Below are 22,936 nucleotides of genomic sequence, written 5' to 3'. Positions count from 1 at the left end.
ACCACTCATCGCTTTCATCGCATGCGCTTTCTCACCAGCAAAACACAATGCCGCGGCCGATTCTAATGGCCTGTCCAAACACGGGACGGCTGGCGGCGCCAGTGGTTCAGTTGGTGGAGTGGATGCTTGAATTGCCCAGGCCACTTTCTGATGTCTGGGCGGAGCACGACGCGGGGACGGCAGCTTCCGAGAGAAGCTCCGCCCCACACCTGGAACCAAATTACAGCTCTCGGCTGCGGTCTGCCGCGGCCATTCTCTCCGAGATGAGCTTTCCAATTCTCTGCTTGAAGACGGCGGCATCGAACTTCTGCGCCGCCTCACGCAGCTTCTCAGGCTCAAGTCTGAGGCTTTCGGACCGATGGATGGCCTCGATGAGAGAGGCTGGCGTCTGCTCGGGGAATAGGACGCCGGTCTTGCCGTCCTCAACCGTCTCCAAAACCCCGCCAGCGGCAAAAGCGATCACCGGTCGCCCTGACGCGAGCGCCTCAACAGGCACGATACCGAAATCCTCGACGCCGGAGAAAAGCAGTGCCCTGCACCGGGACAGGCGCCAGGCGACCTCCTCGTCTGGGAGCGCCCCCAGAAACTCCACGTTACGAGGCGCCATTTTTCTGAGCTGTCTCTCGTGTTGGCCTTCGCCGATTATCTTGAGCTTTCGGTCGAGGCCCTTGAACGCTTCAATGGCGATGTCAAGGCGTTTGTATGGTGCGAAAGCGGAGACAATGAGGTAGTAGTCCTCGGGAGAGTCGGGGGCGATTGTGAACCTCGAGAGATCGACAGGCGGGTAGATAACGACTGATTCCCGCCCATAATAGCGTTTTATTCGTCCGGCGACGAACTCGGAGATTGCGACAAAATGCTGGACCCTATCTGATGTCTCTCTGTCCCATTTGCGGAGCCTGTTGATGAACGGCGTTACTAATGCTCGTCTGACTGTTCGAGGCGGGAAGTAGGAATCGAACTGGTCCCAGGCGTATCTCATCGGGGTGAGGCAAATACATACTGAGACCGCAGCGGTCGGAGGGACGGCGCCCTTTGCGGCGCAGTGGCTGACGCTGAGGACGAGGTCGTAGCCGGAGAGATCGAGCGATTCGACGGCGCTTGGGAAGAGCGGGAGATAGAGTCGGTAGTGCTTTCGGACGAACGGCAGGTGCTGGACAAAGGAGGTGCGAATCGGATGCTCTTCGATGGTCTTGGAGACCGTTCCCGGGACGTGCAGGAGCGAGAATATCGTCGCGGTCGGAAACATCTCGCAGAGAGCCTCGAGTATCCGTTCGCCGCCTCGGGTGCCAGTCAGCCAGTCGTGAACAATTGCGGTTTTCATGGGTTGCAGGTTCCGAGTTCCAGAACGGAATATCGCGCCGGGAGCTATCCCGTATCTTCCCGGGGCAGGATGATGACCTTGCGGTCTTGGACCTTGAGCCGGCCCTCGGCAAAGAGCTTGATCGCCATCGGATATAGCCTCTGCTCGACGCTATGGACACGCGATCTAAGGGTCTCAACGGTATCGTCCTGCCGGACCTCGACTGGCTCCTGAAGTATGATGGGACCGTGATCGTATTCCTCATCGACGAAATGCACCGTAACGCCTGTGAACCGAACGCCGTGGTCCAAGACCGCCTTGTGCACACGGTCACCGTAATAGCCCTTGCCGCAGAAAGCCGGGATGAGCGCTGGATGGATGTTGATCGCCGGAATCCGCGGCCGTGTTCCCAGCTTGATCAGGTGATTGTATCCCGCGAGGACTATCAGGTCTATGTCGTGCTTCTGTAGTCGTGCGCTGACCGCTTCGGCGAAGTCGATTGGGTCTTTGAAGTCCTTGCGATTGACTATCTCAACGGGGATGCCTGTCTCCTTTGCCCGAACCACACCATAAGCGTCTGGCCTGCTGGAGACCACTACCGCGATTTCAGCCGGCAGACTGCCAGCCTGTATCCTGTCGATGAGGTTTTGTAGGGTCGTTCCCGCGCCGGAGAGCAGCACGGCAAGCGAGACAGGCTTGGTGTCGTAACGAGCGTGGTGAGGCATCGTTTCTATCTGATGCCCGAGCCTATCGGGACGTCCTTGTCAACTGTGAGCAGCGACACTATTTCCTTGCCTTCGGCGGCCAGAACCATCCCTTGGGACTCGATGCCGAATATCTTGGCAGTGGCGAGATTCGCCAGGAATATGATCTTTTTGCCAACCATCTCCTCGGGCGCATAAAACTCCCTCATGCCTGCCACAGCGGTGCGGACCTCATCTCCGATGTCAACCGTGAGCTTCAAGAGCTTCTTTGAGCCCTCGACAGCCTCTGCGGAGATGATCTTGCCCACGACGAGCTGAACCTTCGCGAAATCGTCGATCGTGATCATTGGTTTTCCCTTATGTGTCTTCGCTTTGCCCGAAGCCGGTTTCGGCACGGCGTCCGTCGCGGGCAGTTTCCTCTTGATGAACACGGGTGAGACATCGCCTATTTTGCTGCCCGGCTGAAGGCCGCCCCACCTCACCTGTTGAGGCAGGTTGGCCGTCTGCTGTGCCGAATCGCCGAGCTGGCTGAGCATCTTGGCCGCGGCCGAGGGTATGAAGGGCTGCAACATCCTAAGAATGATGCGGCCTGTCTCGAGAACACAATAAAGGGCGGAGTCGAGCCTCTCGTGCTCGCCGTCCCTGTAAAGAGCCCAGGGCTTCTCGCGGTCTATGAAGATGTTCGCTTTCGATATCAGCTCCCACACAGCCTCGAGCGCCTTACGGAAATCGAGGTCATCAACATATCGGCAGTAAACCTTGAACGTAGACTCGGACATATCTCGCAATTGCGTGCCTGATGCGCCCGTATCTTGCGGTATGCGTCCCTGCAAGTATTTCTTGCACATCGAGAGCGACCGATGAACCAAGTTGCTCAGGTCGTTTGCCAGATCGCTGTTGTATCGCTTTATCAGGTTCTTCTCAGAGAAGTTGCCGTCCTGACCAAACTGGACGTCGCGCATCAGAAAATAGCGCACAGCGTCCGCGCCGAACTCCTTTGCCAGGTAGAAAGGATCGACGACGTTGCCGACACTCTTGGACATCTTCTGGCCAGAGACGCGCAGCCAGCCGTGATTATAGAGCGATTGGGGCAGCGGTATGTCCGCCGACATAAGCATCGCTGGCCAATAGACGCAGTGGAACTTCAAGATGTCCTTACCTAGAAGGTGAAGGTCACATGGCCAGTAGCGGGCGAACAAATTCTCGTCGGTTCCGAAGCCAACGCCCGTGAGGTAGTTGATCAAAGCGTCTATCCAGACGTAGAGCGTGTAGCCCTCGGCGTTCGGGATTTTTATGCCCCACTTGAGGTTCGACCTGCTGATGCAGAGGTCTTTCAAACCTTGCTCGACGAAGCGCCTCGCCTCGTTCATCCTGAAATCTGGCCTGACAAAGTCGGGATGTGCATCGTAGTGCTCAAGTAGGGGCTTCTCGTATCTGGAGAGGGCGAAGAAAAACGCTCGCTCCCGGAAGCGCTCGACGGGCCGGCCACAGTCGGGGCACTTGCCGTCCTCAACCTGTAGGTTGGTCAAGAAGTTCTCCTCGAACTTGCAGTACCAGCCCTCGTATTCACCTTCGTAGATATCGCCCTTCGCCATCATCCGCTCGAGGAACTTCAACACACCCTTCTCGTGTCTTGGCTCAGTCGTCCGAATGAAGTCGTCGTTGGCGATGTCAAACTCCGTCAAGAGCCTTCTCCAGACCTCGGCTATCTCGTCAACGTATTGCTGCGGCGCTATCCCCTTCGCGGCGGCTGCCGACTGAACCTTTTGCCCGTGCTCGTCCATCCCCGTCAGAAACATCACGTCGTAGCCCATTGCCCGCTTGTAGCGGGAGAGGACGTCCGCTGCGATCGTGGTGTAGGCGTTGCCGATGTGCGGCACGCTGTTTGCATAGTAGATCGGCGTCGTGACGTAGAATGTACTCTGTGACATGTCAGATGTTCTCTATATCAAACGGAAGCAACAGCGATTCAACAGCCGGTAATATGCCATTCGACCAGGATTCGATCAAGCCGGCACATTCCTGAGAAACCGTAGCGACGGACGCAGGCGGGGCCGGCATTATGCTCATCCATGCGTATTCGTGAGCAATTCGATCAGTGCAAGTGAAGCGGTGTAGCCCACACATCAGTAACGGGCGACATGCTCCCCGGCCAGCAGAACGCCGTGTAGAATGTGTAAGTCCCCGGAGCGAGGGAGCCGTCCAGAACCACGTCAATGAAGGTGATAGCGTTTGGGCAGAAATGTCCGGGCAGTGGGCGAAACTCAAGAGGCGCAAGCTGCGTGTCGAAGGCTGGTAGGGACAAGATGCCTCCGTCCGGGAGAACGATTAGCGCGTATAGGTCAACGTCGAGCGGCTCGCCAGGATTGTAGCAGTAGAAGCTCGCCGTGAGCCGGTCGCCGGCGTAGAAATCCTCGCCATTTGCCAAGATGGCGGCTGTTGGCGCCCCATCGCTGGGGTATGTCCCGACACAATTCGAGACCTGAGACCAGTTGGCGGAATCGTCAATCGCCTTGATCGCAAAATAGTAATAGCTTCCGGGCGAGAAGCCCGAGATGACGAAGTGCTCGGCGGCGCCGCTTATCTGAGGCGTCCAGGACGTCGAATCGGCGTAAACGGTGGCGGCTGGCCAGTTGGTCTCGTTGATCGGCGCATCGGCGAACCTCAGCTCGTAGTCGCTCGCAGTCCCGAACCTCCCATTGTCGCCAGTTGCGGTGAACCTCAGTAGTATCTCGCCCGTATTGAGCCATTTCCGAGCAGAGAGGTCGAATATCGGCGAAGGGGGCACGGATTCGCCGGTCGGTGTTGCCGAGGCGACGTTCGAGATTCGTGAGGCGTTCTGCGCCTCGTCAATGGCTTTGATGGCGAAGTATAAAACTCTGTTGGCCGTAAGGTTAGAGACGGCGAAAGTCTCGAGGCTTCCGGCGGGTTGCGGGACCCATGCAAGAGATGGCTGATAAAGGGTTGCGCTAGGGAAGTTCTCGGAGGTGATCATCGAAGATGAGTATCTGAGTTCATAGGATGAGGCTTCACCCTCGATGCCGTTGTCGCCGGTTGCGGTGAATCTCAACGTAACAGAGTTTTCGCCGGGCGTGGCCGATAGATCACGTATCGATGATGGTGGGACCGTGTCCTGACCGGACATGGCCGATGCGCTGTTTGAGACGTCCGATTCGTTTGAGCTGTCGTCGAACGCCTTGAGCGCGAGGTAATAAGCTCTGCCCGACAGAAGGCCTGAGATGGTCTTGAGCTCCTGCTCACCTGAGGGCAGTGGGGGCCAGGCGAGCGAAGGCTGGAACGTCTCGACGAACGCCCAATTGGCGGCCGTGATCTCGAACAGGGCGTATTTGAGAATGTATCTGGTGGCCACTCCCAGGTCGCCATCGTCGCCGGTCGCGGTCCACGAAAGGATGAGTTCGCCCTCGACCTGGCTCTCCTCGGCGGCAAGGTCGTTGATGCGAGCTGGAGGCACGCGGTCCTGACCTCCCCCAGCGGAGGCGCAGTTTGAGACGTTCGACCAGTTGCTGGCGTCATCGAGCGAGATGACTGCGAAGTAGTATGCGGTGCTGCTTTCAAAGGTTGAGATGACCCAGGATTCCTGGCTGCCGGCCGTCTTGGGGACCCAATCGTGCGAGGGAGCGTGGACCTCGGCCGCGTCCCAGTTGGCCTCGTTGATGAAGGACTCGGAGTATCTCAGCTCATAGCCGACGACCGTCCCGACTGTTCCATCGTCCCCGGGCGCAGTGAAGCTCAACGTTATCTGGCCCTCGAGCGGCCCGGAGACGGCAAACAAGTCGTCAATTGTCGCCGGCGGCACATCGTCGGACGGGGCCTCGGTCGAGGCGAGGTTGGACATTGCCGATGCGTTGTCGAGGTCGTCGAATACCTTCAGCGCGAAGTAGTATGTCTTTTGTGCGTCGAGGCCAGTGACGCTCTTCTGCTCCTTCACGCCAGCCTCCAGCGGAACCCAAGCGGTGGAGGGCGAATAGAGGGTTGCGCCCGAGAACCCTGACGCCTCGAACGGCTCGATGCTGTATCTCAACTCATAGCGGGTCGCCGTGCCCGTTTTGCCATCATCACCGGCTGCGGTCCAGCTGATGTCGCAGATTGTGGGGTCGTCCGTGTCCCTTTGGGCAAAGAGGTCCTCGACCTTCGCGGGTGGGATTCTGTCCGAGCCGGACCCGACGAACAGCATCTCGATCGTCGAGTCGGCCACGTTGGCCCCACTGTCACATGCGTGGACGCTAAGCTCGACCACGCCTTGCCCGCTGTATGAAACGGGAAGATATGTCGAATAGATGAAATCGCCGGCGCGGAGGTCGCCGTGCGTGCCATCATCGTAGAGCACGGTTTTTACCTCGCCCCCGATTGGGAGCAGATTCGCCTCTACCGACGTTATGTTCTGATGTCCGTCCCTTTGAACCGCACAGACGCAGAACAGGACGTCTGCCTCGCCATCTCTTCCCTCGGTCATGTCCACCAGGCTGGGGTAGGCCAGTGCGAACGCTATCTCGACAGTGGCGCTGCCGCCGCTCTCACGCACTGAACGCTGTGTAGTTGCAGTGTCAACCGAGATTTGAGCCAGCTCGGCCTGGGAAACGGTGAAACTTCCCGTCTGAGGCACGAATAATGTCTCGAGGTTGAGTGGACCCTGGGCAAAATCCTCGGTCATGAGGTAGTAGGTGCCTGGGGCAGGGTAGAAGCTCACCCTTCCCGAGGCGCCGAGGCTGCCCTCGTTCTTGCGGCCCAGGTAGAACCCATTCTCCTCGAATAGGTATGCCCTTGCAGATGAGAAGGGCGTCCCGTTCTTGGTGACGTTCACCTCGATCTGGTTTTGGATAAACGTCTTTGCGACTGTCGTTGAGTCCCCGGCCGAGAGGCTCACGAGGCGCTCCGTTCTGGAATCTTGGGCATCAGTTCCCGCTGTGAACTGGAGCCGATACTCGCCTGGGGGAACGGTTAGCGTCCGTTTGCCGTCATCACCAACGCCATACTCGGGCGTTGAAGCGACCCATTTGCCCAAGTTCTCGTCGAAGACCGTCACGTCGCCGTTGCACGACCCATTGTTGTTCTCGATCCTGGCATTGATGTTCGCCGTATCGACGACGATGTCGCGATCGAGGTTCTGTCCGCTGTTGACAGCGAAAGGCGAGGCAAGCCTCTGGACGAAAGCAGGCCCGTCGAACCCGTTATACGTGAGCTCCGCGTCGTATTGTCCGACCAGAAGGACGTAGGAGCTCTGGCCCAATGGCAAGTTGCCGAGGTTGGGAGCCTCAGCGCTTTTTTTGTCCTTGCGGAATAGGCTCGCAAAGTCCTTGTAGCCGGCCGATTCGGGGACGTAAACGAAGAGACCAAGATTGCTCGGGACTGGCCCGGCAGTGTCGAACGTTGAGAGCGTAACCTGGCCCTGGGCAACCGTCTCCCGCTCCTGTTTTCTCTCGCCGGAGGAGAGGTGTATGTTGGCCACGATCGGGCCAACGGCGATGCTGTTGGGATCGACGTATTGGTAACGAAAGCTGAATGTGTCGGGCATCAGGTTGAAGGTGTGGTCGTTTGCGGCCAGGAGCGGATAGCCGTCGTCAGCCGTAAGGAGCTCGCCGGATGAGTTGTATATCCAGAGCCTACCCTCGGCGGACCCGTTAAGGTCCCGGAGATCGACCCAAATCGTGCCATTATCGAACGTAACGGTATCGGCATCTGTCTCGCCATCTATTAGCCCGAATCCCCGTGTGAGAACGCACGTCTGAGGCGAGGGCGTGTCATATATATATTTGATGGTATAGGTGCCCGCTGGAACCTGCCACTGCTCGAAGCCATCGTCGCCAACGCCGTATCGCGATGTCTCCTCCACAAGCGCTCCCGTTTGCTGATCATAGATCGAGGCGCGGCCGCTGCATGGGCCATTGAGGTCATGTAGATAGACGCCCAGCGTGCATGAGTCGGAGCCGCGCTCGTAGTCCAGCAGGTTCAGCGTGTAGGAATTGGTCTCAAGATCGTTCGCGTCGATGTCGAAGAAAAAACGCTCGATTGGCTCGCCCGATTCGGGTGCGAAGAAGACCTGAACGGAGTATGTGCCGGGCACGAGGCTTTCATAGGAGCAGAGCCCGCCCTCGTGCGCAAGCGCACTTGCGACCGCCTCGCCGGTGTCCTGGTTGAAAACAAAAGCTGTCGCGGAGCTCGCCGGCACGTTCTCGCCATCATAGCGGACCGTCAGCGACAGACCGCAGCCCCGCTCGACAGTGGTCTGGAGCGTCTTCGTCTCGCCCGGCTCGAGCGTTTGGCCCACCAAAAACCAGGTCTTAGGTGGGTCAACAAGCGAGTTCTCGATCCGAACGCTCACGCTGCCGGCTGGGACATATCCGAAGTCAACCAAGCCGCCTGCGCCCGGGCTCCTGTCCTCCGCAATCACATCGAAACTCGCATCGTGTATCAGTGCGAGCTTTACGCCATCATCGATGACCGGCGTCCCTGCCGCATCCTTCACCAGACACTTGAGCCTCGCGACCTCGTCCAGCAGGATCGGCAGACTAGCGCTTCCGTCGGCGGGCGCCGCAAGCGTGAAGTAGTATCGTTCCAGATGGACGAGCCCTCGGGTATAGACCAACTTTGCTTTATAGTCGCCCGCAACGACCTCGCCAAAATCCACGCGACCAGACGCGTCGCACTGCCGGCTGGCGACAACTTCCGAGAACGGAGCTGACTGGCGCGAGAGCGAAACCGTTGCCGAGTTGGATGGTGCACGCCCGAACGAATCGGAGACCGTGAAAATAAGGCTTGAACAGAGCGGTATCTTGACGCGCCGCGTCTGATTCGAGAGTGGTTGAACCACAATGTCGAACGTGTGAAAGCCGGCATCGGTGCGCATTGACCAGTGGCGAACCCTGGCGAAATATATTCCCGGAGCCACGTTATCGTAGTGCGCCTCGCCCAGGCCGTCGCAACGCGTCTGGCCGACGAGCGTGCTGGAGACCTGGTCGTATAGATAGACGTCTATATCGCCCGTTGGCACCGATCCCGCCTGGGAGCGAACCTGTATCTTGAGGTCGCCGCCAGAGCGGAAGCTGATCGTCTCGTTAGCTGTCTCGCCCGAGCCGACGACGATGTGGTGCTTGAACTTGACCACGACAGGCTGCACACCTACATGCTTAACCCTGACGAAATATGTCTCGGCGCCAAGCCCCGAGAAGGTGAGCTTGCCATTCTGGTCCGTCTCGATCTCGCCCGGCGGGTCCTTGAACGCGAAACTGTGCTCCACGAAGACTGCACCTAGCGCATCGCCGGCCGAGACAGGGCCAGAATCGTCAAGAACTGTCAGCTCGATGCTCGCCGCAACCGCGCCTGAGACGAGGCCAAGCAAGCAGAGAGCAGCCGCAAAAGAGGCCAGTATCCTCAGCTTGAAAAGCAAGGTTGTGTAATTCGCACGTATCATTCCTTATCCCTCAACTTGCTCTGCCCGATTTCGCCATCCCTCCTGATATAATAACGCATTCAGCACTCGGTGAGCCAGTATTCTTATTTAACACGGGCACAGTTGCGTGAGATGCCTATTGGCCACGCTCTTCAACAGTCGCTAAATACGCTTCTATTGCGTCCTTGATGTTCTCCAGGGCCTCATCTTGGTTCTGTCCCTGTGACCAGCAGCCCGGCAGCCCGGGAGCCCAGACCGCATAGCCTTCTTCCGTCTTCTTGAGACTTACTTTGTATCTCATAAGGCCTCCAATGTTCTCTCAAACATCTCGCTCATTGTATCGAAGCAAACCACGTATGGATGGCGCTCGGAGCCATGCCAAGTATCCCTGCGCCGATGCTTCTTCACAGCTTACAACCGACTCAAAAGCGTCTCGATAACGCTCCTGCGAATCGCATCCGAAAGCGTCTTCGCTATGGCGAGCAATTCCTCCGCTTCATCCCGAGTCTTGCTGACGAACTTTACGTCCTCGATACTAGCGAGATTGATCAACACATTCATGTAGGCGCTCTCCGCGGCCGCATAGCCCATGATAGCTGAAACGCCGGCGTCGCTCAGAGAGTTCACGTTCCCCTTCTCGGCCACAGTCTTGGCCAGCTTCAGCGCAGAAAGCGACCTTCTCAAGACCGACAACGGGACCACCGTGGCAGCCTTCGTGGCATCCTGAATGGCTCTGTTTCGCTCGGCCTGCTGCTCAGGCGTCTTCTTCTTCATCCGCATCTTCGCCATCACACTGTCAAAAGCATCAGCATCAGCGTCGATCGTGCGCAAAAACTCGTCCTTCAGCGGCTGGCCCGCTAAAGCAATGTCCGACATCTCAGCATCATGGTCCAAATAGCCCTTCTTACCGTGCGTCAGGTTCGCAACCATTGCCGCAAGCGAGGCGCTCATCGCACCCGCCAACGCGGCAACACTGCCGCCGCCGGGCGCGGGCGAATCCGTTGACAACTCGTCCGCGAAATCACAGAGCGTCATTTTCCTCAGAGAGCTCTCATCATCGCCAAATTGATATTCGATTATCTTCTCCTGGGGATCGAACGGAGCTACCTCGCTCATACCCATCGACTGCGCGGCGACGCGGATAAGCTCCTTCTCCGGCTGGCCGGGGCACTTGCCCTGCTTCTCAAGGTAATAGCGCCCAGCCACAAGCATCGCCTCTTTCGGTATGAGCCCTACGAGCTCCGTCCCCGTTACCACAAGCCCTCGCTTCTGCGCCTCTTCCCTGCACACCTCAACTGCCCAATGCGGCGGCGTTACCTTGTAGTTGGTCAGGTTCATCGAAATCTGCGCCATCGCATACTCGTCGATATACCAGCCCGTGCCCTTACAGAACTTCAGCCGCCCAGGCTCCATAACCGCCTTACCGTTCTCGTCCCGCACTATCTTGTTGTTCTCATCTCGCTTGGCCCGGCCAGCCTCACGAATGCTCATCGCGATATCCTTTGCCTTCTTCCCGTCACGGGTGTTCAGGTTGACGTTGTAGGCGATAAGGAACTCCCTCGCGCCTATCGTCGTCAGCCCGGATTTGGCGTTGAAGACCGGCTCTCCAAAGTCGGGCGCCCACTCTGGGTCCTTGAACTTCTCAGCCAGCCCTTCGTACTCACCTTTTCGGCAGTTGGCGAGATTCTCTCGCTCCGGCTTCTGCGCCGCCTCCTCGTAGAGATAGACTGGAATGCCGAGCTCAGCCGCCACGCGCTTCCCGACCTCCTTGGCCATCTCGACGCAGTCCTCCATCGTAATGCCCGCCACGGGCACGAACGGGCACACGTCGGTCGCGCCCATCCGACCATGCGCTCCCTTGTGCTTAGTCATGTCGATGAGCTCCTGTGCCTTCCTGATCGCATTGAAGGCCGCCTCCTTCACGCCCTCCGGCGTTCCGATGAACGTCACGACCGTCCGGTTCGTGTCCGCCCCCGGGTCAACGTCGAGAAGCTTCACCCCGGCGGTCCCGGCGATCGCGCCCGTTATCTCGTCGATGACCGCCCTATCTCGACCATCGCTGAAGTTCGGCACACATTCCACAAGCTTTAACATCATTCCACCTCGCAATATCAAACGCTCGATTATTCCCGCATGGGTAAAATGTCCAATCTATAATATGCGGAGGGGCGGCGAGGTCAAGATCGGAGCGGGCAATCCATGTGGTGGTCGTGGTTGATTTGGCGCCCACGAAAGCTGTATTTTGATTGTGGTCGCATATTGCGCGGCATCTGCAGGCTTTTTATACGGACAGAAACAGGGGAGTAGCATGACCCCAGCGAGCTTTCGGAGGACACATTGAGCGCACACAACAGCGCCTTGGAGGTCAGAGAGCCTCGGCAGATGACGTTCTGGCCTGATCATCCGTCCGCCGAGGACCCTGACTACCTGTCTCGACAGCTGATCACCTATATAGGGAACAAGCGTGCGCTTCTGGGCAACATCGGCGGCGCAGTCGAGCGAGTCAAGCGCCGGCTCGGTAAGAGCCGGCTTCGAGTCTTCGACGCGTTTAGCGGGTCGGGAGTTGTGTCCAGATACCTGAAGGCGCACGCTTCCTTGCTGATCAGCAACGATCTTGAAGACTACGCTGCTGTGACAGCGCGCTGTTACCTGCGTAACAGGAGCACCGTTGACCTTCCGGCCATCTCCCAGATCGTCGCTGATCTGAACGCTAGGGTGAGAAGCGATGCGCTCCCGCCTGGTTTCATCGAAGAGCTCTATTCCCCCCGAGACGAGACTCACATCGCCAAAGAAGACCGGGTCTTCTACACACGCGACAACGCCCGACGTCTAGACAACTACCGCCGGCTGATCGAGTCCGCGCCCCTCGACGTAAAAGACATGCTCTTGGGCCCTCTGCTTAGTGAGGCGTCAATCCACGCCAATACCGCAGGGATTTTCAAGGGCTTCTACAAGAACCGGCACACCAAGGTCGGCCAGTTCGGTGGGAGCGGTTCAGACGCATTGGTTCGAATCATGGGCGAGATCAAGATGGAACGGCCTGTCCTAAGCCAATTCGAGTGCGACTACAAGGTGCTGCAAGAAGACGCCAATTCGGTCGCGCACAGTCTGGAGAATCTCGACCTCGCATACATCGATCCGCCCTACAACCAACACCCCTATGGATCAAACTACTTCATGCTCAATCTTCTGGTGCGATATGAGAGGCCAACGCACGTGAGTCGTGTCTCCGGCATACCCACCGGTTGGCGGCGCTCTGGCTACAACGTGCGCGCGCGGTCGTTGCCTCTGCTAAAACAACTCCTACACGCGATCGACGCCCCGTTCCTTTTGGTCTCATTCAACAACGAGGGTTTCATTTCGCCGGACAAGATGCGCGCGATGCTAAACGAGATCGGTTCGGTCGATGTTCTCGAAACGCAGTACAATGCGTTCCGGGGGAGCAGGAACTTCAACAACCGGCCAATCCATGTGACGGAGCAGCTCTTACTGGTGGAACGGAGATAGCAGCCATGGCACGTAAACATCAACTGCGAGAACAGCGCGCCGGCACAGTGATAAACCTGAGCTCGAAGAAGCAAGAAGGGCGTCTTGGGAAGGCCCTGGCGGCAGTTGCAGAGCGGCTCCAGACCTGAGTTCAGGGTCAGGTTGCACCATGAGAGTGGAAGCTGGCCGCTATCGTGAGCCGCTTACGAGCTCTCTTCCCGGACATGCAGTTCCACTATTACTTCGGTACTTCTGCAATGGGGCCCGACGGAGGGATTCTCTCGATTGAGGACGAGAACGGCGCCTTGTTTCCCGTACTCATTGTTGAGGTTAAGAATCAGGGCACCAACGACTTGCGGCGGGCCGAAGGCAAACCGCCACAGGCAAGAGGCAACGCGATTGAGCGCCTTGGGGAAAATGTAATCGGATTTCGCACTGCTATGTTGAATGAGGGCATTGTCCCATTTGTATGTTTCGGCGATGGCTGTGACTTCGCGGACACAAGCAGCATCCTGGATAGGGTCGTCACGATAGCTATGTTCGGCCCACTCAACCGGATCAACGTTGTGAACGCAGGTGAGCACGGCAGGTTTAACCGCGGCAGTTTCTTCTTCCGTGAGAAGAGCTGGACGCCGGATGAAATGGCGAGTGTCATGTATGAGGTCGCCCAGAGAAGCGTGCACTACTACTACGCCAAGTATGGGAAGACTCGTTTTGTCGTTGCCTCTTGAGGAAAACCGGCAAAGACGAAACAAGACTCTCATGACGGGAAACTGCGGGCACCACGGAATAGAACACTTATTTTGTTGGATGCTGACCGGCTCCGATACGAACAGGCGTTGCGACGTATCGCTTCTACTGCAAGTCAAACCAGGCCGGTTCGTAAACCGCCCCTCCGCCCCACCCGATTTTTGGACAGCCTCCTTGACGAGAGGCTAAATCGGACGACGCAGCACACGGAGCGGCTGAGGAGAGTCCGGCACATATCGACCGCCGGGTGGTTTTCCTGTTGGAGGCATCGAATTGCACCATGCAAAGAGATGTTGGAAAGCTGTGATGAGATGACCAGACTGTGTTGATTGCATTTAGTCAGTTTGTTATGTTGAGGATGTGAACAGCAAGCTTTGGACGTTTAGGTTCGGGAGTCGCAGGTAATTGCACGGGCTGTTACTTAGCATTCCGGTGTTTTTGCTGGCTCTGACCTTCCACGAGGTCGCCCATGGTTATGTGGCGAGGCGCTTGGGCGACCCCACGGCCGAGGAAATGGGGCGCCTAAGCCTGAACCCCGCGAAGCACATCAGCATCTTCGGCACCATTTTGTTCCCGCTCATGCTATATCTCGCCCATTCCCCGGTGATCTTTGGGTGGGCAAAACCAGTCCCAGTCGATGCTAGGTATTTTCGAAACCCATTGAGGGGGATGATGTGGGTCGGCATGGCGGGACCTATGGCCAATTTCATTCTAGCGCTCGCTGGCGCACTGGTGTTTAGGCTTCTGAAAGGCCTCGTAGCTGGGCAGTCAGTGGTGCTTGACTTGACGGTCATGTTCATATTCATCAACCTGATCCTTGGCCTGTTCAACTTAATACCGATTCCGCCGCTCGATGGCAGCCGCATTGTGACCGGGCTTTTGCCCAAACGCCTTGCGGTAGAGTATTTGAAGGTCGAGCGGTATGGTTTCTTAATACTGGTTTTCCTCTTGTATATTGGCGTATTTCGGGATTTCATATTCCCAACCGCGATGCGATGCTTGGAGTTTCTGGTAAGTTGAGCGGGTGATTGCCGGCGTGGCAGTTGGTATTATTCCGATGTTCAATCGATGATGTGAGGAGGCAATGATTGGAAGCGCAAGAGATAGAGCAGCAGCTTCGGGAGCTCTCGAGCCGGATTGAGACAGTACGGGGGTATCTTTGACGTAGATGGCGCCGAGCAGAAGGTGAAGGAGCTTGATGAGAAGCTGAAGTCGGAGGATGTCTGGCTGGACCCAGCTGCGGCTGGTGAGCTGATGAAGCAGCGGGGCACGTTCGCCAAGCGGGTGGAGGAGTTTTCCGCCCTAACTGCGCGATTTGAGGATGCGTCCGTGATGGCGGAGCTAGGCGCCTCGGAGGGCGACGCAGCGGTTCTGGCAGAGGTAGCGGGCGAGGTCCGGGCGATGAGGGACCTGCTCTCTGATATGGAGGTAAGAGCACTTCTTAGCGGCGAAAGCGACGGCAAGAACGCCATTATTCAGATTCAGCCCGGTGCCGGCGGAACCGAGGCGCAGGATTGGGCCGAGATGCTGATGCGGATGTATCTTCACTGGGGAGAGAGAGGTGGCTACAAATGCGAGATTCTCGACCGATTGCCTGGGGATGAGGCCGGCATCAAGAGCGTGGTGATTCTGGTAACAGGGCTTCATGCATACGGCTACTTAAAGGGCGAAACAGGCGTTCATCGGCTGGTTCGGATATCTCCTTTCGATGCCAATCGTCGGCGGCACACTTCGTTCGTGGCGGTCTCGGTCACGCCAGAGGTTGACGATTCGATCAAGATCGATATCGAGGAGAAGGACCTACGGATTGATACCTTCCATGCCAGCGGGAAAGGCGGTCAGCACGTCAATACAGCAGATTCTGCCGTTCGGATAACGCACATCCCAACGGGCGTTGTGGCACAATGTCAGAACGAGCGCTCGCAGCATCGCAACCGGGAGCTCGCGATGAAGATACTCAAGTCCAATCTGTATCAGCTGGAGCTGGACAAGAGGCGAAAGGTTGAACAGGACGAGCACAACGCCAAGAAGGAGATCGCCTGGGGCAGCCAGATCCGTTCTTACGTCCTACAGCCATATCAAATGGCCAAGGACCACAGGACTAATGTTGACGTGGGGAACGTCGATGCTGTTCTGGATGGATATATAGACCCGTTTATTCGGGCATTTCTCACTAGGGAGAACCGGAGTTAAAAATGCACGAGCGGTTTAGCAGTCGCAGACTTGCGCTCTTTGGTTGCGCAGTATATTTGCTTCTTGCTGCGATTGAGACAGGCTGCACAAGTGAGAGGCCGGTCGCCAAGCCGCCGAGGCTGGTGGCGCAGTTCGGCTCGGGCGTGATAACTAGGGATGAGTTCCTGTCTGGTTTCGCCAAAGCCAACTACCGCGAGGCGAGGACTTACCTGGAGGACATGGCCTTGCAGAAGGTGATTATGCAAGAGGCGAAACAAAGCGGGATCAGCTTCACTCATGCTGAGCTGGCTGACTACGTCCAGGAGCTGAAGAAGGCTTACGGTTTGGGGCAGTTTGACGAGTATCTTGCGCAGAGTGGCCTCAGCTATGCCGAGTGGCTCAATCAGGCCAAGGCAGACCTGATTCGGTCGAATCTGATCGACACCAATGTAACTGAAAAGATCGAGGTGTCGGATGATGAGCTGGGCGAGTATTACGCAAACCACAGCTCGGATTTCCGGGTGCCTCGCCAGGTTAAGGCGCGTCAGATTCTCGTGCAGAATGACGAGACCGCTAAGCAGATACTTCGGCTGCTATCCCGCCGAAAGCGGAGCTTTGAAAGCCTGGCCGCTGAGTATTCGGTGGCGCCTGAGGCGGCGCAAGGGGGCGACCTAGGGTGGGTCAAACGAGGCGATCTGCCGGTCGAGCTCCAGACGCCGATATTTGAGCTTTCAGAGGGTGAGGATAGCAAGGTTGTGCACACTTCCTTTGGCTACCACATTTTTAAGGTGGAAAAGATAAAAAAGTCGCGAATTCCTCCCTTTGATGAGGTGAAGGACAAGGTGAGAGCAAAGGTCTTTGCCCAAAAAGCGAAAGTTCGGTATGATGAATGGGTGAAGGAGCTTAAGATGAAGTGGAGGGTCAAGCTTTTTCCGGAGGAGATTGTGTAGTGCTCGGGCGAGGGCTGATGCGTTCCCTAGTCTGCCTATCGGTGCTGCTGGCGGTGCTGGTTCTAGCGATGCTGCAAGGGGTTGCTTTCGCAAAAGAGTCGCCAGAACGGGAGCTCGCCGACAGGATCGTCGCGATAGTCAACAGTGAGGTCGTTACCCAATACGAGCTTGTGCGGGCTCTATCCTCCGACGACAAGTATCGGTCCCTTAAGAAGCAACCACGCTCAAGCCAAAGAGCGGAGAGCCTTATGCAGCGAGAACGTGAGGTTCTTAACCTTCTAATCGATAGACGTCTGATCGTCTCCGAGGCGAGGCGAATGGGGGTCTCCCCGGGCGAGGCGCTCATCCAGAAGAGAATCGACCACACGATGAAGAGGCTCGGCGCCGGGTCAACCGAGAAGTTTGAGCGGATGCTGGCTGAAGAGGGTCTCACGCTCCCATCACTGAAGGCCCTGTTTGAGGATGAATATATGGAGCAGGCCATACTCGACGGCAAGGTGCGCTCACTGATCGACATCTCGGAGGAGCAGATCATTGCCTACACCGAGAAGAACAAGGACATTATCGCCTCGTCGGAGCGGGTCAATTTTGCCCAGATACTGTTTAGGGTTGCTGATTTCGAGGATGCGTCCCAGGTCGCGGCCGCCAAGTCGGCCGCTGAGCGTGCGCTGATGCGGCTTCAGATGGGCGATCCGTTCGACAAGGTGTGTCAATCCGTTAAGGATGCGCTCAAGAGCTGTGAAGGGTTGGGGTTCCTGGGCAGGGACGAGATGTTTCCCTCGCTCTCGAGAGTTTTGTTTGGGATGAAAGTCGGCGACGTGAGCGGCATCATCAAGAGCCCCATGGGGTTTCATATCGTCCGGCTCCTTGGCAGGCAGGGCGGAGATGCTGCGATGACCCCCAAACTGAAGCAGCAGATACGAGAACAGCTTTACGCACAGCAGTTCGAGAGTCGCTACGACGCCTTCATCAAAGGACTTAGGGCCAAAAGCTACGTGAGGGTTATGCTCGATGCGCCTTGACGTATTCTTAAAAGCTAGCTCGATCGCTAAGCGCCGCGCGTTTGCCAAGGAGCTATGCGACCAGGGCTGTGTGAAAGTCAACGGCAACGTCGCCAAGGCAGGGCGAGCCGTGCAAGTTGGAGACCATATCGAGATAAGCAAGCGGGGACATCTTAAAACGCTCAAGGTGCTCGAGCTGCCTGCAAAATCGTTCAATAAAACGCGAGCAAACGAATGCTATGAAGTGCTGGAGGAATCTAATGACAATCTAGCTTCGCAGGGACACCCGTGACTGTGTTAGCGCGGCATCCATCGGCTGCCGACATCGAGTTTAGAAAGAACACATAAACAGGAGGCCTTTTGAATGAACATGGACGATACATCACTTCGGGAAGCTTTGAGAGCCGAGTCAGAGAGTTTCCGGAAGCTCGAGGAGATGCACAGTTCGCTGGACAAGAAACTGGTCGCTCTGTCCGAGAGTTCAGACCATTCACTGGAAAATGAAATGGAAGAGAAACGGCTCAAGAAGTTGAAGCTGAAGGTCAAAGATGAGATGTATCAGACGATGAGACAGTTCGCAGAGGAGCAGAAGAGCGCCTCGTAGTTCGGTGTTTATTTAAGCTTAGTGTTTGACACGACGGGCTGGGACCGATTGTGGAAGAGGCCCGCCGCAGGCCATATTTGGGGGTGGTCCGTTTTTCGGTCTGGAGAACGTGGCCTTATACGATGAGATCGAGACAAACAGTGCATTTTCCCATAGCCATAGAGGGTCTGCCCTACGTTCTGCTTATTCTGGCGGTGTCGATTGTGCTCGCCTTGCTCAACCTGCATATCGTTGCCGCTCTTGCTTTCGTGGCTTCTGTTTTTGTTGCGGCTTTCTTTCGCGACCCAAATCGAGAGGTTCAGGCCAAAGATGAGCATGTTGTATCTCCCGCGGACGGCAAGGTAATTGCGGTTAGCGAGGTGGCGCCGTCGCATGCTGGCGACAAACCTGGCACAAAAGTGTGCATATTCATGTCGCTGTTCAATTGCCACATCAACCGCTCACCGATCACTGGAGGCGTAACGAGCGTGCAGCACACGCCCGGCCGGTTCCTTGCCGCGTTCAATCAGCGCGCAAGTGAGGTCAACGAACGAACAAACATCGAGCTCGTTGACACCCTTGGCGACACATTTTCATGCGTGCAGGTTGCCGGCATCGTGGCGAGGCGCATCGTGTGCCGAATCAAGCAAGGAGACCGGGTCCGAGCCGGGCAGAGGATAGGGATGATCAAGTTCGGCTCTCGTGTTGATGTTCTCGTCCCCTCGACGTATGAGGTTTTGGTCAAGGCGGGCGACAGGGTCAAGGCGGGGGTGGACGCAATAGGCAGGCGGCGCGTGCTCACCCAAGAGCACGTGACTGGATAACACGGACGAGGGTGAGGTAACTCCTAGATGGCGGCGCGGCGCATAACGAGTTCTGGACGACGCACTAAACGTGAGCAACGTCCGTCGCAGCAGGAGCCGAGGCGTAGGAGAATCAAGATACGCATCAGCTTGCTGCCCGGCATTCTAACCACGGCGAACGTGCTGTGCGGCTTCTATGCTGTAATGTGGGCGATGAAGGGCAGGTTCTTTGCCGCCTCGGTCGCAATTGTCGTCGCCGCCGTGGTTGACACCTTTGATGGCCGAGTCGCAAGGCTCACCAAGACAACGAGTGAGTTCGGAGTCGAGTTCGACTCGATGGCCGATGTTATCTCATTCGGTGTTGCACCGGTCATTCTTGCCTATCACTGGGCCCTATCGAGTTTTGGCAGAGCCGGCGGGGTGGTTGCGTTCGCCTACCTGATCTGCGCCGTGTTGAGGCTGGCGCGGTTCAACACTCGGTGCAAGACCGCCGAGCCCAAGTTCTTCCTAGGGCTGCCGACTCCGGCCGCGGGGCTTGTGGTAGCAACGTCCGTTCTGCTCGCAGATGGTGAGCCGGTCGGGACTTTCCTGAAGGTTCTATTTCTCATCGTGTTTGTCTGCGTGTCCTATCTCATGATCTCGAACGTCAAATACCGTTCCTTCAAGGAGTTCGACTTCGCCAAGATGCACCCGTTCGGGACCATGATACTTGTCGTCGCGGGTGTGATAGTCCTCGCCTCGTTCCCCGGAACGATGCCCTTCATTCTCGCCTTCGGATACCTCGTTTTGGGACTGGTTGAGACGTCCATGATAAAAAGACGCGAACGGCGCGGGGCACTCGAGCAACAAGAGGTCCCATGAAACAGTTCAACGTGGCGGTCGTGGGGGCGACGGGCCTGGTGGGCAAGGAAGTCCTTGCAGTCCTTGAGCAAAGAGACCTCCCTATTCGCAAAATCATCCCGCTTGCAACCGAGGAGTCGGTCGGCACAATAATGGAGTTCGCTGGGGAACCTCACGTGGTTGGCCGGCTTGACAGCGACGCGTTTGAGGACGTCGATTTCGCTATCTTCACCGCAACTTGCGAGGTGAGCGAGAAGTTCGCTCCTGTCGCGGCCAAATCCGGCGCAGTCGTTATCGACAACAGCGCCCACTTCAGGATGGCCCCGAACGTCCCTCTCGTCATCCCTGAGATAAACGGCAACCTCGCCCGCCGCCATGACGGCATCATCGCAAACCCCAACTGCTCAACAATCCAGCTTCTAATGGTCCTTCACCCCATCAACGTCGAGTTCGGTGTCAAAAGGGCCATCGTTTCAACATATCAGTCGGTCTCAGGCTCCGGCAAGAGGGCGCTGGACGAACTCGCCGCCCAGTCGCTGGCCATGCTCACGCTCAAGGAGCCTGTGGTCAAGGAATACCCCTACCGAATCGCATTCAACCTACTGCCTCAGATCGGCGACTTCGACGAGCAGGGCTATTCCGTGGAGGAGCGAAAGCTCGTGGACGAGACGGCAAAGATACTCGGCCAGCCAAACATCCTTATCTCACCTACCTGCATCAGGGTGCCCGTCTTCCACTGCCACTCGCAGTCCCTCAATATCTCCCTGAAATCACGCGCCTCGCGCAAAGATGTCCGGGACGCCCTCTCCGCCTTCCCCGGACTCAAGGTTGTGGACGGTGTGCTAACCGCACGGGTCGGCGATTCGGAAGGCGACGAAAATGACTACCCGCTTCCCTCGGAATGCAGCGAGCAGGACGAGGTCTTCGTCGGCAGGATCAGGCTGGACGACACCGTCGAGTTCGGCGTCAACCTCTGGTCAGTCATGGACAATCTCCGCAAGGGCGCCGCCCTCAACGCAGTCCAGATATTGGAGCTGTTGATCTAAAGCCCTGCTCTGGCCGTGAGTTCCCCCCTCAAAGAGCGGACAAACACGCCTCGCCGTAGAAGTTTCTAGCCCCGCTCAAGATTCGGCTTGATAAAGTTGTTCAGAGAGCTTTGCGTTGTAATCAAGGTTGATTTATAGTAGGCAAAATAACCTAAAATAAGCAGGGGAGGATTCGAGGACACCTTTGGGCCATATCAGAGGCACATATACCAGATCCGGATACCGCCGGGGCATCGGCCCCAGCCTCCAATTGAGCGGCTATCGGACCCTCAAGCGCTCACCCTAGAGCGTCTGGTTACGGCTATGTAAGGAGAGGCCATGTCATCTGCGAACTCGAGTGGCCATGAGACTCGTCATATAGGAGGAGGGAAAGAGTGGGCGCCAAACAGTATTTGCTAAGTATCTCTGCACTCTTGGTAATCAGCTCCTGCGTGATGGCGCAGGATGAGCAGGTCTTCACGTTCAATTACTCTGAGTATGTTTCAAGGCTGGTCGTTGACGCAGAGGGCAGTATATGGTTCGCAACCTGCTCCGAGTTGATGCGGATACGCGATGGCGAGCTTGAGACCGTTTATGGGCTAGACGATGTCTTGATATACGCCCCCGATGTGGCCATTTCGCCGGACGGGGCAATCTATATTGACAATTGTCGGTATAGGTATTGGCCGGGTGGGGGGTTGTGCCTGACGGACTACGGTCAGCTGGAGGACGACGAGCCCCATATTCGCGCGGTCTTCGATGCTGAAGGGCGCGTTTTCTGCATAACGTTCCATGTTCGTCAAACCTATCCCTGCCCTACCTCAAGCTACTACTATCGCAAGGTTCGAAATCCCACGTTTTGGGAAGAGACGGCAACCGTGTGGGAGCTGGTAGCGGGAGGAGCGCCGATCCTCAAGTCAGAATCCTCCGGATGGATCATGGGCGTGCCGGTCATCGTCTCTGCGCGCGAGTGCTGGCTTGGGTGTTATGAAAGTGATGTGGGATTCCATCTCGCCAAGTTGGATTTGGACAGGGATGAAACTGAGCGTTTCAGGCTTCCCCCTCGGCTCTCACTTGAGGATCTTTGGGCAAAGGATTCTCAAGGCCGGCTTTGGATGGCATACTGTGGTCTGGGTTTTTTCGACGGCCAGGAGTTCCGGTTGGAGCAGCCGTGCCCATGGGATGTGTGCTACAGGACGGTAGCCCTCGACGCTGCTGGATCATTGTGGACTGCGTCACTGTGGGGTAATCGTTATCCGATTGGGATCACACGATTTAGGGGCCAAGATGAGCGTACATATACGATGGAAGATGGTCTTCTGTCCAATGGGTCCATTGGCGTCAGACTTGGTAGTGTCGGCTACCTCCGAGACCGACCCCTTGTCATCGACTACGATGGCAACATGTGGATTGTAAGTACAAATGAGGGCATCAGCATGATCTCGGATGGGGGCTGGCCGCCGATGCGGCTGATGCTGCACCGGCTGGAGACGCCGGCGGGCATTGCGGTTGAGGCGCAGGTGATAAACAACGGGCCGGTCGTTGGCGTTGACGTGTATGTGGCGCTCGAGCTGAACGGCGAGCTACTATTCTGGCCGAACTGGCAGCCTGAGCCGTATCCCGTCCAGGTGAACCTTCGTCCCGGGCACAACCAGACCGCGACAATCATCTCCGCGCCTCGTGCGCGCATCCCGGCCGGGAGCTACACGTTCTGGGGCTGCATGACCGGCCGCAACACGCAGAAGCTCATCGGCCCCCTCGACCGCAAGTTCGAGACCCTCCGCATAGATGTGAACGAGGGCGACTAATTCGCGGAAACTATTATGTTCGAGAACAGAACAATTGACCTTCAGATTCCGCCATCTCAGGGCATGACTCAAGTGGTTGATAGGGTTGTTTTGGGGGATACCT

General features: G+C 57.0%; 18 protein-coding genes. 12 read left to right on the top strand and 6 right to left on the bottom strand.

The window, feature by feature from the left end:
• Window positions 1-220: 220 nt before the first annotated feature.
• The 6 genes from VM163_10655 to ftcD all read right to left on the bottom strand — a co-directional run bounded on the left by VM163_10655 (window position 221) and on the right by ftcD (window position 11,512).
• Window positions 221-1,324: a glycosyltransferase gene (locus VM163_10655; GenBank protein HUT04337.1), complete on the bottom strand. Its 1,104-nt coding sequence runs from the start codon at window positions 1,322-1,324 to the stop codon at window positions 221-223.
• Window positions 1,325-1,368: 44 nt separating this feature from the next.
• Entirely contained in the window at window positions 1,369-2,028 is a 660-nt protein-coding gene (purN, locus tag VM163_10650; protein HUT04336.1) for a phosphoribosylglycinamide formyltransferase, read from the bottom strand.
• 5 nt (window positions 2,029-2,033) lie between these two features.
• Complete coding sequence (gene metG / locus VM163_10645) at window positions 2,034-3,938, bottom strand: methionine--tRNA ligase (GenBank protein ID HUT04335.1); 1,905 nt, start codon at window positions 3,936-3,938, stop codon at window positions 2,034-2,036.
• Between the two features lie 164 nt (window positions 3,939-4,102).
• Entirely contained in the window at window positions 4,103-9,436 is a 5,334-nt protein-coding gene (locus VM163_10640) for a hypothetical protein (protein HUT04334.1), read from the bottom strand.
• Between the two features lie 115 nt (window positions 9,437-9,551).
• Window positions 9,552-9,716, bottom strand: coding sequence for a type II toxin-antitoxin system HicB family antitoxin (locus tag VM163_10635; GenBank protein ID HUT04333.1), 165 nt, complete (start codon window positions 9,714-9,716; stop codon window positions 9,552-9,554).
• A gap of 110 nt (window positions 9,717-9,826) precedes the next feature.
• On the bottom strand, window positions 9,827-11,512 hold the full coding sequence (ftcD, locus tag VM163_10630; protein ID HUT04332.1) for a glutamate formimidoyltransferase: 1,686 nt from the start codon (window positions 11,510-11,512) through the stop codon (window positions 9,827-9,829).
• A 240-nt stretch (window positions 11,513-11,752) separates the two neighbouring features.
• On the opposite strand from ftcD, the gene VM163_10625 reads away from it, so the two are divergent.
• The 12 genes from VM163_10625 (at window position 11,753) to VM163_10570 (ending at window position 22,833) form a co-directional block, all read left to right on the top strand.
• Entirely contained in the window at window positions 11,753-12,922 is a 1,170-nt protein-coding gene (locus VM163_10625) for a DNA adenine methylase (protein HUT04331.1), read from the top strand.
• 173 nt (window positions 12,923-13,095) lie between these two features.
• A complete protein-coding gene (locus VM163_10620; protein HUT04330.1) occupies window positions 13,096-13,632 on the top strand; it encodes an EcoRI family type II restriction endonuclease in 537 nt (178 codons plus the stop codon).
• Window positions 13,633-14,056: 424 nt separating this feature from the next.
• Window positions 14,057-14,671, top strand: a complete 615-nt coding sequence (locus VM163_10615) for a site-2 protease family protein (GenBank protein ID HUT04329.1) — start codon at window positions 14,057-14,059, stop codon at window positions 14,669-14,671.
• A gap of 68 nt (window positions 14,672-14,739) precedes the next feature.
• Window positions 14,740-15,844 (top strand): peptide chain release factor 2 gene (gene prfB, locus VM163_10610; GenBank protein HUT04328.1). Its coding sequence is split into 2 segments (ribosomal slippage): window positions 14,740-14,811 and window positions 14,813-15,844, totalling 1,104 coding nucleotides; the frame shifts between segments, so codons are not numbered across the junction.
• Window positions 15,845-15,846: 2 nt separating this feature from the next.
• On the top strand, window positions 15,847-16,773 hold the full coding sequence (locus VM163_10605) for a peptidyl-prolyl cis-trans isomerase (protein HUT04327.1): 927 nt from the start codon (window positions 15,847-15,849) through the stop codon (window positions 16,771-16,773).
• A complete protein-coding gene (locus VM163_10600; GenBank protein ID HUT04326.1) occupies window positions 16,773-17,795 on the top strand; it encodes a SurA N-terminal domain-containing protein in 1,023 nt (340 codons plus the stop codon). Before VM163_10605 ends, VM163_10600 begins: the two co-directional genes overlap by 1 nt.
• Entirely contained in the window at window positions 17,785-18,066 is a 282-nt protein-coding gene (locus VM163_10595; protein ID HUT04325.1) for an RNA-binding S4 domain-containing protein, read from the top strand. Before VM163_10600 ends, VM163_10595 begins: the two co-directional genes overlap by 11 nt.
• A 72-nt stretch (window positions 18,067-18,138) precedes the next feature.
• Window positions 18,139-18,378: a DUF465 domain-containing protein gene (locus tag VM163_10590; protein ID HUT04324.1), complete on the top strand. Its 240-nt coding sequence runs from the start codon at window positions 18,139-18,141 to the stop codon at window positions 18,376-18,378.
• Between the two features lie 122 nt (window positions 18,379-18,500).
• Window positions 18,501-19,181: a phosphatidylserine decarboxylase family protein gene (locus VM163_10585; GenBank protein ID HUT04323.1), complete on the top strand. Its 681-nt coding sequence runs from the start codon at window positions 18,501-18,503 to the stop codon at window positions 19,179-19,181.
• A gap of 27 nt (window positions 19,182-19,208) precedes the next feature.
• Window positions 19,209-20,021, top strand: a complete 813-nt coding sequence (gene pssA, locus VM163_10580; GenBank protein ID HUT04322.1) for a CDP-diacylglycerol--serine O-phosphatidyltransferase — start codon at window positions 19,209-19,211, stop codon at window positions 20,019-20,021.
• On the top strand, window positions 20,018-21,046 hold the full coding sequence (locus tag VM163_10575) for an aspartate-semialdehyde dehydrogenase (protein ID HUT04321.1): 1,029 nt from the start codon (window positions 20,018-20,020) through the stop codon (window positions 21,044-21,046). Before pssA ends, VM163_10575 begins: the two co-directional genes overlap by 4 nt.
• A 374-nt stretch (window positions 21,047-21,420) precedes the next feature.
• Window positions 21,421-22,833 carry a hypothetical protein gene (locus tag VM163_10570; GenBank protein HUT04320.1) on the top strand — a complete coding sequence of 471 codons (1,413 nt, stop codon included), beginning with the start codon at window positions 21,421-21,423 and terminating at the stop codon, window positions 22,831-22,833.
• Window positions 22,834-22,936 lie beyond the last annotated feature (103 nt).

The sequence above is a fragment of the bacterium genome (genome assembly GCA_035527515.1).
Taxonomy (GTDB): domain Bacteria; phylum B130-G9; class B130-G9; order B130-G9; family B130-G9; genus B130-G9.
The sequence above is the reverse complement of the archived record's forward strand: the minus strand, read 5'-3'. Positions and strand labels throughout refer to the sequence as shown.